The organism is Streptomyces sp. NBC_01017 (genome assembly GCF_045162795.1).
GTDB classification, from domain to species: Bacteria; Actinomycetota; Actinomycetes; order Streptomycetales; family Streptomycetaceae; genus Streptomyces; species Streptomyces machairae.
In genome coordinates this window covers 8,607,306-8,621,607 of the sequence record NZ_CP108683.1, presented here as the reverse complement: position 1 = coordinate 8,621,607, position 14,302 = coordinate 8,607,306, and the positions used below count along the sequence as shown (strand labels likewise).

Below are 14,302 nucleotides of genomic sequence, written 5' to 3'. Positions count from 1 at the left end.
GTCCCCCTCGTCGGCTGCTAGTCGCGGGCCGCGGTCAGGTGTTCCGCGTGTTCCTGAAGCGAACGGACGCCCACGTCACCGTGGTTGAGGGCGTCGATGCCCTGGACGGCGGCGGCGAGCGCCTGAACCGTCGTCAGGCACGGAACCGAGCGCGCCACGGCCGCCGTACGGATGTCGTAGCCGTCGAGGCGGCCGCCGGTGCCGTACGGCGTGTTGACGATGAGGTCGACCTCGCCGTCGTGGATGAGCTGGACGATGGTCTTCTCGCCGTTCGGGCCCTCGCCCTCGGACTGCTTGCGCACGACGGTGGCGTTGATGCCGTTGCGCTTGAGGACCTCGGCGGTGCCGGAGGTGGCCATCAGCTCGAAGCCGTGAGCGACCAGTTCACGCGCCGGGAAGATCATCGAGCGCTTGTCGCGGTTGGCGACCGAGATGAAGGCGCGGCCCTTCGTCGGCAGCGGACCGTACGCGCCCGCCTGCGACTTGGCGTACGCCGTGCCGAAGACGGAGTCGATGCCCATGACCTCGCCGGTGGAGCGCATCTCCGGGCCGAGGACGGTGTCGACGCCGCGGCCGTGGATGTCGCGGAAGCGCGACCACGGCATGACGGCCTCCTTGACGGAGATCGGCGCGTCGAGCGGCAGCTCGCCGCCGTCGCCGGTTGCCGGAAGCAGCCCCTCGGCCCGCAGTTCGGCGATGGTCGCGCCCAGCGAGATCCGGGCGGCGGCCTTCGCCAGCGGCACCGCGGTCGCCTTCGAGGTGAAGGGGACCGTACGGGACGCGCGCGGGTTGGCTTCGAGGACGTACAGGATGTCGCCGGCCATCGCGAACTGGATGTTGATCAGGCCGCGCACGCCGACGCCCTTGGCGATGGCCTCGGTGGAGGCCCGCAGGCGCTTGATGTCGAAGCCGCCCAGCGTGATCGGCGGCAGGGCGCACGCCGAGTCGCCGGAGTGGATGCCGGCCTCCTCGATGTGCTCCATGACGCCGCCGAGGTAGAGCTCCTCGCCGTCGTAGAGCGCGTCGACGTCGATCTCGATCGCGTCGTCGAGGAACCGGTCGACGAGGACCGGCCGCGAGGGGCTGATCTCGGTCGACTCGGCGATGTAGGCCTCCAGCCGGGTCTCGTCGTAGACGATCTCCATGCCGCGCCCGCCGAGGACGTACGAGGGCCGCACCAGGACCGGGTAGCCGATCTCGTCGGCGATGGCCTTGGCGCCGGCGAACGTGGTGGCGGTGCCGTGCTTGGGGGCCGGGAGGCCCGCCTCCGCGAGGACCCGCCCGAAGGCGCCGCGGTCCTCGGCGGCGTGGATGGCCTCCGGGGACGTACCGACGATCGGCACGCCGTTGTCCTTCAGCGCCTGCGACAGCCCCAGCGGGGTCTGGCCACCGAGCTGCACGACGACACCCGCGACGGGGCCGGCCTGCCGCTCCGCGTGGACGATCTCCAGGACGTCCTCCAGCGTCAGCGGCTCGAAGTACAGCCGGTCGGAGGTGTCGTAGTCGGTGGAGACGGTCTCAGGGTTGCAGTTGACCATCACCGTCTCGTACCCGGCGTCGCTCAGCGCGAAGGAGGCGTGCACGCAGGAGTAGTCGAACTCGATGCCCTGGCCGATGCGGTTGGGCCCGGAGCCCAGGATGATGACGGCCGGCTTCTCGCGGGGGGCGACCTCCGTCTCCTCGTCGTAGGAGGAGTAGAAGTACGGCGTCTGCGCGGCGAACTCGGCGGCGCAGGTGTCGACCGTCTTGTAGACCGGGCGGACGCCCAGCGCGTGCCGCACCTCGCGCACGACGTCCTCGCGCAGGCCGCGGATCTCGGCGATCTGCAGGTCGGAGAAGCCGTGCCGCTTGGCCTCGGCCAGCAGGTCCGGGGTCAGCTCCGGGGCCTCGGCGAGCTCGTCGGCGATCTCCTTGATGAGGAAGAGCTGGTCGACGAACCAGGGGTCGATCTTCGTGTACTCGAAGACCTCCTCGGGCGTGGCGCCCGCGCGGATGGCCTGCATGACGGAGTTGATCCGGCCGTCGGTGGGGCGGACCGCCTCTTCGAGGAGAAGCTTCTTGTCGCCGGGCTCGCCGACGAACGTGAACTGGCTGCCCTTCTTCTCCAGCGAGCGCAGTGCCTTCTGGAAGGCCTCGGTGAAGTTGCGGCCGATGGCCATGGCCTCGCCGACCGACTTCATGGTGGTGGTCAGCGTGGAGTCGGCCTGCGGGAACTTCTCGAAGGCGAAGCGCGGGGCCTTCACGACCACGTAGTCGAGGGTCGGCTCGAAGGAGGCCGGGGTCTCCTTCGTGATGTCGTTCGGGATCTCGTCGAGCGTGTAGCCGACGGCCAGCTTGGCCGCGATCTTGGCGATCGGGAAGCCGGTCGCCTTGGAGGCGAGAGCCGAGGAACGCGACACACGCGGGTTCATCTCGATGACGATGACCCGGCCGTCCTCCGGGTTCACCGCGAACTGGATGTTGCAGCCGCCGGTGTCGACGCCGACCTCGCGGATGACCGCGATGCCGATGTCGCGCAGGGTCTGGTACTCGCGGTCGGTCAGCGTCATCGCGGGCGCGACGGTGATCGAGTCACCGGTGTGCACGCCCATCGGGTCGAAGTTCTCGATGGAGCAGACGACCACGACGTTGTCGTGCTTGTCGCGCATCAGCTCCAGCTCGTACTCCTTCCAGCCGAGGATGGACTCCTCCAGGAGCACCTCGGTGGTGGGAGAGAGGGTCAGGCCCTGGCCGGCGATGCGGCGCAGCTCCTCCTCGTCGTGGGCGAAGCCGGAGCCGGCGCCGCCCATGGTGAAGGACGGGCGCACGACGACCGGGTAGCCGCCGAGCGTCTCGACACCCGCGAGGACGTCCTCCATCGAATGGCAGATGACCGAGCGGGCGGACTCGCCGTGCCCGATCTTGCCGCGGACGGCCTCGACGACGTCCTTGAAGAGGTCGCGGTCCTCGCCCTTGTTGATGGCCTCGACGTTGGCGCCGATCAGCTCGACGCCGTACTTCTCCAGGGTCCCCGCCTCGTGCAGCGAGATCGCCGTGTTGAGGGCCGTCTGGCCGCCCAGGGTGGGCAGCAGCGTGTCCGGCCGCTCCTTGGCGATGATCTTCTCGACGAACTCGGGGGTGATCGGCTCGACGTAGGTGGCGTCGGCGATCTCCGGGTCGGTCATGATCGTCGCCGGGTTGGAGTTGACGAGGATGACCCGCAGGCCCTCGGCCCGCAGGATGCGGCACGCCTGGGTGCCGGAGTAGTCGAACTCGGCGGCCTGGCCGATGACGATCGGGCCGGAGCCGATGACCAGGACGGACTGGATATCGGTGCGCTTAGGCACGCTGGCCCTCCATCAGGGATACGAAGCGGTCGAACAGGTAGGCGGCGTCGTGCGGGCCGGCTGCCGCTTCGGGGTGGTACTGGACGCTGAAGGCCGGGCGGTCGAGGAGCTGGAGTCCCTCCACCACGTTGTCGTTGAGGCAGACGTGGGAGACCTCGGCGCGGCCGTAGGGGGTGTCGGAGACCTGGTCGGTCGGGGCGTCCACGGCGAAGCCGTGGTTGTGCGCGGTGACCTCGACCTTGCCGGTCGTACGGTCCTGCACCGGCTGGTTGATGCCGCGGTGGCCGTACTTCAGCTTGTACGTGCCGAAGCCGAGCGCGCGGCCCAGGATCTGGTTGCCGAAGCAGATGCCGAACAGCGGCGTGCCGCGCTCCAGGACCGCCTGCATGACGGAGACCGGGTGGTCGGCGGTGGCCGGGTCGCCCGGGCCGTTGGAGAAGAACACGCCGTCCGGGTTCACGGCGAACACGTCCTCGGCGGTCGCCGTCGCGGGCAGCACGTGCACCTCGATGCCGCGCTCGGCCATCCGGTGCGGGGTCATGCCCTTGATGCCGAGGTCGACGGCGGCGACGGTGAACTTCTTGTCGCCGATCGCGGGGACGACGTACGTCTCCTTGGTGGCGACCTCGGCGGAGAGGTCGGCACCCTTCATCTCGGGGGCCTGGCGGACCTCGGCGAGCATGGTGCCCTCGTCGGGCAGCGCGTTGCCGGAAAAGATGCCGACGCGCATGGCGCCGCGCTCGCGCAGGTGGCGGGTCAGCGCGCGGGTGTCGATGCCGGAGATCCCGACGACGCCTTGGTGGCGCAGCTCGTCGTCCAGCGAGCGCCGGGAGCGCCAGTTGGACGGCACGCGCGCGGGGTCGCGGACCACGTAGCCGGCCACCCAGATCTGCTTGGACTCGGGGTCCTCGTCGTTGACGCCGGTGTTGCCGACGTGCGGGGCGGTCATCACGACGACCTGGCGGTGGTACGACGGGTCGGTGAGGGTCTCCTGGTAGCCGGTCATGCCGGTGGAGAACACGGCCTCGCCGAAGGTCACCCCCACGGCCCCGTAGGCACGGCCGCGGAACATGCGGCCGTCCTCCAGGACGAGTACGGCGGGAGCCGCCTTGTGCCTCTGCGAGGCGGTCCCCTGGATGGAGGTCGTCATCGTTCGGCGCCTTCCGTGCTGTTGTTCTTGATCATGGAGTTAATGAGGTCGACCCACTCGTTGTGCTCCGCCGCGTGGTCCGAGCGGAAGCCGGAGTCGATCAGCCGTTCGCCGTGCGCCCACATCACGACGAGCAGTCCGCCCTCGGTGAGGACCTTGCCGGCGATGCCCTTGTCGAGCCGGGCCTCGCGCAGCTGCGCGACCGGGACGAAGAAGTCGGTCGCGCCGGGACGTACGACGTCCAGTCCCGCCTCCGTGAGGGTGAGCTCGACGCGGCTGCGGGTGCCGAGGCCGTGCGCCACGATGCGGTCCAGCCACTGACCGGCGGTGGTCGAGCCGTGGTAGCGGCCGCTCATGCTCAGTCTCGCCGGGCCGGGGTCGTCCGGCGCGCTGGGCAGCTCGGGCAGGTCGCCCTGGAGCGTGCCGCGCCACTTCCAGCCCTCACGCATCAGCCAGTAGACGAGCGCGACGAAGAGGGCGAGTCCGACGACCCAGCCGATGCGGGCGGCCCAGTCGGTCACGTCGGCCGACTTCTGTTCGGCCGCGAGTCCGGTTCCGGCTGCGAGCAGTGTTGCAGGTGTCACGTGAGCTTCCCGTCGACGAGCGTGGCCTTGCCCCGGAGCCACGTGTGCGTCACACGGCCCGGCAGCTCACGCCCCTCGTACGGAGTGTTGCGGCTGCGCGAGGCAAAGCCCGCGGGGTCCACGGACCCACGGTATTCCGTGTCGACGAGCGTGAGGTTGGCGGGCTCACCAGCCGAGACGGGACGGCCGTGCCCCTTCGCCTGCCCGATCTGGGCGGGCTTGAAGGACATGCGCTCGGCGACCCCGGCCCAGGTGAGGAGCCCGGTGTCCACCATGGTCTCCTGCACCACTGACAGCGCGGTCTCCAGGCCGACCATCCCCATGGCGGCAGCGGCCCACTCGCAGTCCTTGTCCTCGTGCGGGTGCGGGGCGTGGTCGGTGGCGACGATGTCGATCGTGCCGTCGGCGAGCGCCTCGCGCAGCGCCAGCACGTCACGCTCGGTGCGCAGCGGCGGGTTCACCTTGTAGACCGGGTTGTAGCTGCGGACCAGCTCGTCGGTGAGGAGGAGGTGGTGCGGGGTGACCTCGGCGGTGACGTCGATGCCGCGGGACTTGGCCCAGCGCACGATCTCGACGGACCCGGCGGTCGACAGGTGGCAGATGTGGACGCGGGAGCCGACGTGCTCGGCGAGCAGGACATCCCGGGCGATGATCGATTCTTCGGCCACCGCGGGCCAGCCGCCGAGCCCCAGCTCGGCGGAGACGACGCCCTCGTTCATCTGGGCGCCCTCGGTCAGCCGCGGCTCCTGCGCGTGCTGGGCGACGACGCCGCCGAAGGCCTTCACGTACTCCAGGGCCCGCCGCATGATCACGGCGTCGTCGACGCACTTGCCGTCGTCCGAGAAGACGGTGACGCCGGCGGCCGACTCGTGCATGGCGCCCAGCTCGGCGAGCTTCCTGCCCTCCAGGCCGACGGTGACGGCGCCGATGGGCTGCACGTCGCAGTAGCCGCCTTCCTGGCCGAGCCGGTAGACCTGCTCGACCACACCGGCGGTGTCGGCGACCGGGAAGGTGTTGGCCATGGCGAAGACGGCCGTGAAACCGCCCGAGGCGGCCGCGCGCGTGCCGGTCAGCACGGTCTCGGAGTCCTCGCGTCCGGGTTCGCGCAGGTGGGTGTGCAGGTCCACGAGCCCCGGCAGGAGCACCTTGCCGGCGGCCTCGACGACCTCCGCGCCCTCGGCGCTCAGCCCTGCGCCCACCTCGGCGATGGTCCCGCCGTCGATCAGGACGTCCTGGGGCTCGCCGCCGAGCACCTTCGCACCACGGATCAGGATCTTGCTCATCTGTCTTACTTCTCCTCGGTACGGGTGTGGGTCGCGGCGGGCTCGTTGCCGCCGAGCAGCAGGTACAGAACGGCCATCCGGATGGAGACTCCGTTTGCGACCTGCTCGATGGCGGTGCAGCGCTCGGAGTCGGCGACCCCGGCGGTGATCTCCATGCCGCGCACCATCGGGCCGGGGTGCATCACGATCGCGTGCTCGGGCATCCGCGCCATGCGGTCGCCGTCGAGGCCGTAGCGCCGCGAGTACTCGCGCTCGGTCGGGAAGAAGGCGGCGTTCATGCGCTCGCGCTGGACGCGCAGCATCATCACCGCGTCGGTCTTGGGCAGCGTGCTGTCGAGGTCGTACGACACCTCGCAGGGCCAGGTCTCGACGCCGACCGGCACCAGGGTCGGCGGCGCGACGAGGGTGACCTCGGCGCCGAGAGTGTGCAGCAGGTCGACGTTGGAGCGGGCGACCCGGCTGTGCAGGACGTCGCCGACGAGCGTGATGCGCTTGCCGTCGAGGTCCTGCCCGATCCCGGCGTCCCGGCCGACCAGCCTGCGGCGCATGGTGAAGGCGTCCAGCAGCGCCTGGGTGGGGTGCTGGTGGGTGCCGTCACCGGCGTTGATGACGGCGGCGTCGATCCAGCCGGAGTTGGCGAGGCGGTAGGGCGCCCCGGAGGCGCCGTGCCGGATGACGACGGCGTCGACGCCCATGGCCTCCAGGGTCTGGGCGGTGTCCTTCAGGGACTCGCCCTTGGACACGCTGGATCCCTTGGCGGTGAAGTTGATGACGTCCGCCGACAGCCGCTTCTCGGCGGCCTCGAAGGAGATACGCGTGCGCGTGGAGTCCTCGAAGAAGAGGTTCACGACGGTCCGGCCGCGCAGGGTCGGCAACTTCTTGATCGGCCGGTCGGCGACCCGGGCCATCTCCTCGGCGGTGTCGAGGATCAGGACGGCGTCGTCGCGGGTGAGGTCGGCGGCCGAGATGAGATGACGCTGCATCTGTCAGGCTCCGTAAGGCAGTTAAGTCAGGATCCGGGGTGTCCGGGGGATGTCCCCCAGGAGGCCCAGCGGGGCAGACGGGTGCGCGCGAGCGCGCACTGAGCGGGCGTACTACAGCGGCGTACGCCGTGGGCGCTACTGGGAGGTCTGCTTGGCACCGAGCAGCACGGTGTCGCGACCGTCCTCCTCGGCGAGCTGGACCTTGACCGTCTCCCGCAGCGACGTGGGGAGGTTCTTGCCGACATAGTCGGCACGGATGGGCAGTTCGCGATGGCCTCGGTCGACGAGTACCGCGAGCTGCACCGCGCGCGGACGCCCGATGTCGTTCAGGGCGTCGAGGGCGGCACGGATGGTGCGGCCCGAGAAGAGGACGTCGTCGACGAGGACGACCAGCCGGCCGTCGATGCCGTCACCGGGGATGTCCGTGCGGGCCAGCGCGCGCGGGGGGTGCATGCGCAGGTCGTCGCGGTACATGGTGATGTCGAGCGAACCGACCGGGATCTTCCGGTCGGTGACCTCCTCGAGCTTGACGGCGAGCCGCTGGGCGAGGAAGACGCCTCGGGTCGGAATGCCGAGGAGCACCACGTCGTCGGCGCCCTTGGCGCGTTCGACGATCTCGTGGGCGATGCGGGTCAACACCCGCGCGATGTCAGGGCCTTCGAGAACGGGCCGGGCATCGGACGCTTGCGTGTCCTGTTGCCTGTCCATACGAAAGGGACCTCCTTCTCCGCCTCACGGGACGGACCTTAAAGGACGTCTGGTTTACGTCATCCACCGTAGCAGGCCGGTGAGACACCCCCTGTCACCCACTTGGCCCAATCGGTCGCCGATAGCACGGAAGCGTCGGTGTGGACCATTCGGCTTGACGCGCCAGAGTAACGCTGCGTAACCTCACAGTGAGTTACCAACTGCGCGGCATGGAACCCAAGCCAAGTCGCGTCGACCCAGTGCCGGGGAGCTATATGTCCAGCGAATACGCCAAACAGCTCGGGGCCAAGCTCCGGGCCATCCGCACCCAGCAGGGCCTTTCCCTTCACGGTGTCGAGGAGAAGTCCCAGGGACGCTGGAAGGCCGTCGTGGTCGGTTCGTACGAGCGCGGAGACCGCGCCGTGACCGTGCAGCGCCTCGCCGAGCTGGCGGATTTCTACGGCGTTCCGGTGCAGGAGCTGCTGCCGGGCACCACGCCGGGCGGGGCCGCCGAGCCGCCGCCGAAGCTGGTCCTGGACCTGGAGCGACTTGCCCACGTACCGGCCGAGAAGGCGGGCCCCCTCCAGCGGTACGCCGCGACGATCCAGTCGCAGCGCGGTGACTACAACGGCAAGGTGCTCTCGATCCGCCAGGACGACCTGCGCACACTCGCCGTCATCTACGACCAGTCCCCCTCAGTCCTCACCGAGCAGCTGATCAGCTGGGGCGTGCTGGACGCGGACGCGCGTCGCGCGGTCTCCCACGCCGAGGAGAGCTGAGCGCTTCACGCGTTGAGCCCCTTGAGAAGAAACGTGCCGCCGGGGTGGCCGGAACTTTGCGGTTCCGGCCACCCCGGCGGCGTTCTGCGGGCCTGAAGGGGCCCCAGTGACACAGGGACGCCGGAGGGCCCGCAGCATCCGTGCTGCGGGCCCTCCGGCGTCTTCGGTCGAAACCCTTACGCTTCCTCGCGGCGCAGCGTGGGCTTCAGGTCCTTGAGCCGACCGAGGAGGCCGTTGACGAACGAGGGCGAGTCGTCCGTGGAGAACTCCTTCGCCAGCGCCACCATCTCGTCCAGCACGACGGCGTCCGGGGTCTCGTCGACCCAGATCAGCTCGTACGCGCCGAGACGCAGGATGTTGCGGTCCACGACCGGCATCCGGTCCAGCGTCCAGCCGACCGCGTACTGAGCGATCAGATCGTCGATGCGCCGCGCGTGCTGCGCGTAGCCCTCGACCAGCTGCATCGTGTACTCGCTCACCGGCGGCTGCCGGGTGTCGTCCCGGGAGAGCCGGATCCAGTCCGCGAGGACCGTCAGGACTCCGGCGTCGCGCTGGTCACCCTCGAAGAGGATCTGGAAGGCGCGCTTGCGGGCTGTGTTGCGGGCAGCCAATTTAGCTGTTCACCCGGCCGAGGTAGTCGCTCGTGCGGGTGTCGACCTTGATCTTCTCACCGGTGGTGATGAAGAGCGGGACGTTGATCTGGTGACCGGTCTCCAGGGTGGCGGGCTTGGTGCCGCCGGTGGAGCGGTCGCCCTGGACACCCGGCTCGGTCTCCTGGATCACGAGCTCGACGGCGGCGGGCAGCTCGACGAAGAGCACCTCGCCCTCGTGCTGCGCGACGGTGGCCGTGAAGCCCTCGATCAGGAAGTTGGCGGCGTCGCCGACAGCCTTGCGGTCGACCATGAGCTGGTCGTAGGTCTCCATGTCCATGAAGACGAAGTACTCGCCGTCCATGTAGGAGAACTGCATGTCGCGCTTGTCGACAGTGGCCGTCTCGACCTTGACGCCGGCGTTGAACGTCTTGTCGACGACCTTGCCGGAGAGCACGTTCTTGAGCTTGGTGCGCACGAAGGCCGGGCCCTTGCCGGGCTTGACGTGCTGGAACTCGACGACGGACCAGAGCTGGCCGCCTTCGAGCTTGAGCACCAGGCCGTTCTTGAGGTCGTTCGTGGAAGCCACGGTTGCGGAATCTCCTGGACTGACGTGGACGACCCCGGGGCACGCCACTTCCTAGAGGGCGAGCAGCTCCTTGGTCGTGATGGTGAGTAGCTCGGGTCCGCCGTCCGCCTCGGGGCGAACGACGAGCGTGTCATCGATCCGGACACCGCCCCGGCCCGGGAGGTGGACCCCCGGTTCGACGGTGACCGGCACGCAAGCGTCCAGTTTACCCATGGCCGCGGGACCCAACTGCGGGTCCTCGTCGATTTCGAGTCCCACGCCGTGCCCCGTCAGTGCTGGAAGGCCCTGAGCGTACCCCGCGGAGTCCAGCACCTGCCGTGCCGCGCGGTCCACATCACGGTAGGCGGCGCCGGGCACCAGACTCTCCCGTCCGGCGCGCTGAGCGGCGAAGACGAGGTCGTACAGCTCGATCTGCCAGTCGGCGGGGGACGTACCGATGACGAACGTACGGCCGATCTCGCAGCGGTATCCGCGATACGTCGCCCCGAGGCAGACGGAGAGGAAGTCGCCCTCCTCCACACGGCGGTCGGTGGGCCGATGAGCGCGGCGGCCGGCGTTGGGGCCGGTGGCGACGGACGTGGCGAAGGCGGGGCCGTCGGCGCCGTGATCGACGAGGCGTCGTTCGAGTTCGAGGGCGAGGTGGCGTTCCGTGCGGCCGACCAGGATGGACTCGAGCAGTTCCCCGAGGGCCTGGTCGGCGATCTCCGCGCCGATCCGGATGCAGGAGATCTCTTCCTCGTCCTTGACGACCCTGAGCTGTTCCACGGCTCCGCCGAGGTCGGTCAGGCGCAGGCGCGGGACGACCGAGCGGATGGCTCTGTGGCGGGCCACGGTGAGGTGGTGTTCCTCCACGGCGAGGCAGACCCCGCCCTGCGCCGCCGCGAGGTCGGCCGCGGCGACTGCGGGGTCACCTCCGGCGCCGGGGAGGGCGTGGATCCGCAGTGCCTCGTCGGGGCGGCCCTCGGTGGGGCGGTCGTCGGGCGGGCCGGTGCACACGAGCAGATCTTCGGTCTTGCCGAGGAGCAGCACGGAGCCCTGCGGGGCGGCGCCCGCGAGGTAGCGGACGTTGGCGGGGCGGGAGATCAGCGCGGTGGCGCTGCCGCTGGCCTGGCAGCGGTCCCTCAGCCTGGAGCGGCGGGTGGCGTACACCTCTGACATGACCCGAGCGTATGAGCTTCGCTGGGTTGGCGCCGGTTGAGGGCGTCTGAGTGGGCGGTGTCCGGATTGTGCGGGTTGGTGGGGTGCCGTTCGGGGACGGGGGTGCGGCGTGAGGTTGTGCGCCGCCTGCGGGGCCGGTGAGGGCTGGTCGCGCGGTTCCCCGCGCCCCTTAGGTGGCTCCGGGCGCGTTGGCTACCACTTCGGGGGCGCCGCGGGGTGCGGTTGTGCGCCGTCTGCGGGGCCGGTGGGGGCTGGTCACGCGGTTCCCCGCGCCCCTTAGGTGGCTCCCGGGCGCGTTGGCTACCACTTCGGGGGCGCCGCGAGGTTGTGCGCCGTCAGCAGGCCCGTGGGGGCTGGTCGCGCGGTTCCCCGCGCCCCTTAGGTGGCTCCCGGGCGCGTTGGCTACCACTTCGGGGGCGCCGCGAGGTTGTGCGCCGTCAGCAGGCCCGTGGGGGCTGGTCGCGCAGTTCCCCGCGCCCCTAGGGGCGTCCACTCACGTGGGTTACCACTTTGGGGGGCTGGCGATTGATCTTGCCAGTACGTCGTCCAGGATCTGGGCTGTCTGGGGGACGTCGAGTTGGGAGTTGTCGATGATCGGGAGTCCTGAGCCGTACCAGCCGGCCATGCGGCCGTGGATGCGGGCCACCTCCTCGTCGGTGAGGCGGCGGTTGCCGGTGCGTTCGGCGTTGCGCTCCAGGACGATCTCCAGGCCGGGGAGCAGGACGACCGGGAGGAGGCCGGGCCCCACGTGGCGCTTCCAGCCGCCGAGGCCGACCACGGGGCGGTCGGGGAAGACCGCGTCGTCGAGGATGCACGAGATTCCGTTGGCCAGGAAGTTCCGCGCGGCGAAGCCGCAGGTGCGGCGGGCCAGGCGGTACTGGGCCTCCGAGTTGTCGTTCCACCCGGACTGAGGGTCGGCGAAGCCCGAGCGGACCCATTCGCGGACGTCATCGAGGCTGATGTGGGCCGTGGGGACGCGGCGGTGGTCCGCCCAGTACTTGGCGACGCTGGTCTTGCCGGCGCCGGCCGGCCCGATGAGCAGCACGGCGAGGGTGGTGGTCGCCGGGTCCGGGACCGCCGTGGCGGGCGGGGCGCTCGGCATGCCGACCGGGCCGCCGGGCGGCAGCGGTACATGGCCCGTGGTCTCCGGCGCGGGCGGGACGTGGGCGTGCGGTGGCGCGGGCGGGACCGGTCCGGAGGGAGTGCCGGGTGGTCTTCCAGGGGGTGTGAAGCCCGGTGCCGTGGGTGGCGGAGGCACGGGGGCGGAGCCCTGGTGTGGGGCGGGTCCCTGGTGTGGGGCGGGTCCCTGATGCGGGGCGGGTCCCTGGTGCGTGCCCGGGTGATGCGGACCCGGGTGTTGTGCGGCCGGCGACCAGCCGTTCCCCGACTGGTGGGGCGGCGGCAGCGGAGAACCCACTGCGTGCTGCATCCGGTGCCACTCCGTCTCGTCTTCCATGGCCATTGACGCTGGCAGCGGGCACAACCCGCTCGCTACCGAACGGTACCGCCCCCGGCTGTCGTTTGGTGAACGGCCGGGGGCGGTCCGAAGTGCCCATCGCCACAGGCGAATCGGACGGAAGCGCGCTTTTCGTGGACTTACTGGCCGACTTCGCCGTACGCAGCGAGCAGCACGGCCGGGTCCGGTCCCTCCAGGACGGTCGGCTTGGCCAGGCCGTCCAGCACGATGAAGCGCAGCAGGTTCCCGCGGGACTTCTTGTCGACCTTCATGTTCTCCAGCAGCTTGGGCCACTGGTCGTAGCGGTAGTGCAGCGGCAGGCCGACCGCTTCGAGGATCGTGCGGTGACGGTCGGCCGTCGCGTCGTCCAACCGCCCGGCGAGACGGCCGAGTTCGGCGGCGAAGTGCATACCGACGGAGACCGCGGCGCCGTGCCGCCACTTGTAGCGCTCGTTCTTCTCGATGGCGTGGCCGAGGGTGTGGCCGTAGTTGAGGATCTCCCGCAGGCCGGACTCCCTCAGGTCCGAGGAGACGACCTCGGCCTTGACCCGGATGGAGCGCTCGATCAGCTCGGCGGTGTGCGGGCCGGCCGGGGTGCGGGCGGCCTCGGGGTCGGACTCGATGAGCTCCAGGATCGCCGGGTCGGCGATGAAACCGGCCTTGATGATCTCGGCGAGCCCGGACACGTAGTCGTTGACCGGGAGGGACTCCAGCGCGGCCAGGTCGCACAGCACACCGGCCGGCGGGTGGAAGGCGCCGACGAGGTTCTTGCCCTCGGCGGTGTTGATACCGGTCTTGCCGCCGACGGCCGCGTCGACCATGGCGAGCACGGTGGTCGGTACGGCGATCCAGCGCACCCCGCGCAGCCAGCTCGCGGCCACGAAACCGGCGAGGTCGGTGGTCGCGCCGCCGCCGACGCCGACGATGACGTCGGAGCGGGTGAAGCCGGACTGGCCCAGCGCCTTCCAGCAGTAGGCGGCGACCTCGGCGGTCTTGGCCTCCTCCGCGTTCGGCACCTGGATGGCGACCGCGTCGTAGCCCTGCTCGACGAGGTCGGCCCGCAGCGCGTCACCGGTCTCGGCCAGCGCCTCCGGGTGGATGACGGCGACCCGCTTGGCCTTCTCACCGATCAACCCGCCGAGCTCGCTCAGGAGTTGACGGCCCACCAGGACCTCGTACGGTTCGCTGCCCGCGGTGCCGCCGACCTGGATCCGCGTCACTGCCTCACTCATACGTCCTTCAACTCCAGTGCGTCCAGGGCGGCTTGGGTCACTTCTTCGGGGGTACGGCCGTCGGTCGCCACGACCGCCGTGGCCACCCCCTCGTACAGGTGGCGGCGGGCCTCCATCAGCTCGCGCCACTGCTTGCGCGGGTTGACCGCGAGCAGCGGGCGGGCGGCGTTGAGGCCGGTGCGCTTGACCGCTTCCTCGACGTCCATCGACAGGTACGCCACGCGCTGGCCGGCCAGCAGCGCACGCGTGTCCGCGTCGAGGATCGCTCCGCCACCGAGGGCGAGGACGCCGTCGTGCTCGGCGAGCGCCCGGTGCACCGCCTGCTTCTCGATCGCCCGGAAGGCGGGCTCGCCCTCGTCGACGAAGATCTCGGCGATGGTCCGGCCCTGCTCGGCGACGATGTCGTCGTCGGTGTCCCGGTAGCCCACGCCCAGCCGGTCGGCCAGCATCTGCCCCACTGTGGACTTGCCCACGCCCATCGGGCC

13 protein-coding genes are annotated in these 14,302 nt (G+C 70.4%); 1 reads left to right on the top strand and 12 read right to left on the bottom strand.

Annotated elements, in window-relative coordinates:
• Positions 1 to 17: 17 nt before the first annotated feature.
• The 6 genes from carB to pyrR form a co-directional block, all read right to left on the bottom strand.
• Entirely contained in the window at positions 18 to 3,326 is a 3,309-nt protein-coding gene (carB, locus tag OG331_RS39620; RefSeq protein WP_406205854.1) for a carbamoyl-phosphate synthase large subunit, read from the bottom strand.
• Positions 3,319 to 4,476, bottom strand: coding sequence for a glutamine-hydrolyzing carbamoyl-phosphate synthase small subunit (gene carA, locus OG331_RS39615; protein WP_406205851.1), 1,158 nt, complete (start codon positions 4,474 to 4,476; stop codon positions 3,319 to 3,321). The genes carB and carA overlap by 8 nt, the downstream gene beginning before the upstream one ends.
• On the bottom strand, positions 4,473 to 5,060 hold the full coding sequence (locus OG331_RS39610; protein ID WP_406205848.1) for a hypothetical protein: 588 nt from the start codon (positions 5,058 to 5,060) through the stop codon (positions 4,473 to 4,475). The genes carA and OG331_RS39610 overlap by 4 nt, the downstream gene beginning before the upstream one ends.
• Positions 5,057 to 6,343, bottom strand: a complete 1,287-nt coding sequence (locus tag OG331_RS39605) for a dihydroorotase (protein WP_328882900.1) — start codon at positions 6,341 to 6,343, stop codon at positions 5,057 to 5,059. Before OG331_RS39605 ends, OG331_RS39610 begins: the two co-directional genes overlap by 4 nt.
• A gap of 5 nt (positions 6,344 to 6,348) precedes the next feature.
• Positions 6,349 to 7,326, bottom strand: coding sequence for an aspartate carbamoyltransferase catalytic subunit (locus OG331_RS39600; RefSeq protein WP_406205845.1), 978 nt, complete (start codon positions 7,324 to 7,326; stop codon positions 6,349 to 6,351).
• A 135-nt stretch (positions 7,327 to 7,461) separates the two neighbouring features.
• Positions 7,462 to 8,034 (bottom strand): bifunctional pyr operon transcriptional regulator/uracil phosphoribosyltransferase PyrR, encoded by a 573-nt coding sequence (gene pyrR / locus OG331_RS39595; protein ID WP_406205842.1) that lies wholly within the window; start codon positions 8,032 to 8,034, stop codon positions 7,462 to 7,464.
• Positions 8,035 to 8,288: 254 nt separating this feature from the next.
• On the opposite strand from pyrR, the gene bldD reads away from it, so the two are divergent.
• Positions 8,289 to 8,792, top strand: a complete 504-nt coding sequence (bldD, locus tag OG331_RS39590) for a transcriptional regulator BldD (protein WP_004002691.1) — start codon at positions 8,289 to 8,291, stop codon at positions 8,790 to 8,792.
• Between the two features lie 176 nt (positions 8,793 to 8,968).
• On the opposite strand, the gene nusB is transcribed toward bldD, so the two are convergent.
• The 6 genes from nusB to OG331_RS39560 form a co-directional block, all read right to left on the bottom strand.
• Entirely contained in the window at positions 8,969 to 9,403 is a 435-nt protein-coding gene (gene nusB, locus OG331_RS39585; protein ID WP_328882897.1) for a transcription antitermination factor NusB, read from the bottom strand.
• A 1-nt stretch (position 9,404) separates the two neighbouring features.
• Positions 9,405 to 9,971: an elongation factor P gene (efp, locus tag OG331_RS39580; protein WP_328428997.1), complete on the bottom strand. Its 567-nt coding sequence runs from the start codon at positions 9,969 to 9,971 to the stop codon at positions 9,405 to 9,407.
• A 51-nt stretch (positions 9,972 to 10,022) separates the two neighbouring features.
• Positions 10,023 to 11,129 (bottom strand): aminopeptidase P family protein, encoded by a 1,107-nt coding sequence (locus OG331_RS39575; protein WP_406205836.1) that lies wholly within the window; start codon positions 11,127 to 11,129, stop codon positions 10,023 to 10,025.
• A gap of 502 nt (positions 11,130 to 11,631) precedes the next feature.
• Positions 11,632 to 12,558: an AAA family ATPase gene (locus tag OG331_RS39570; RefSeq protein ID WP_406210610.1), complete on the bottom strand. Its 927-nt coding sequence runs from the start codon at positions 12,556 to 12,558 to the stop codon at positions 11,632 to 11,634.
• Positions 12,559 to 12,725: 167 nt separating this feature from the next.
• A complete protein-coding gene (aroB, locus tag OG331_RS39565) occupies positions 12,726 to 13,817 on the bottom strand; it encodes a 3-dehydroquinate synthase (RefSeq protein ID WP_389447871.1) in 1,092 nt (363 codons plus the stop codon).
• Complete coding sequence (locus OG331_RS39560; RefSeq protein ID WP_328884544.1) at positions 13,814 to 14,296, bottom strand: shikimate kinase; 483 nt, start codon at positions 14,294 to 14,296, stop codon at positions 13,814 to 13,816. Before OG331_RS39560 ends, aroB begins: the two co-directional genes overlap by 4 nt.
• Positions 14,297 to 14,302: the final 6 nt, after the last annotated feature.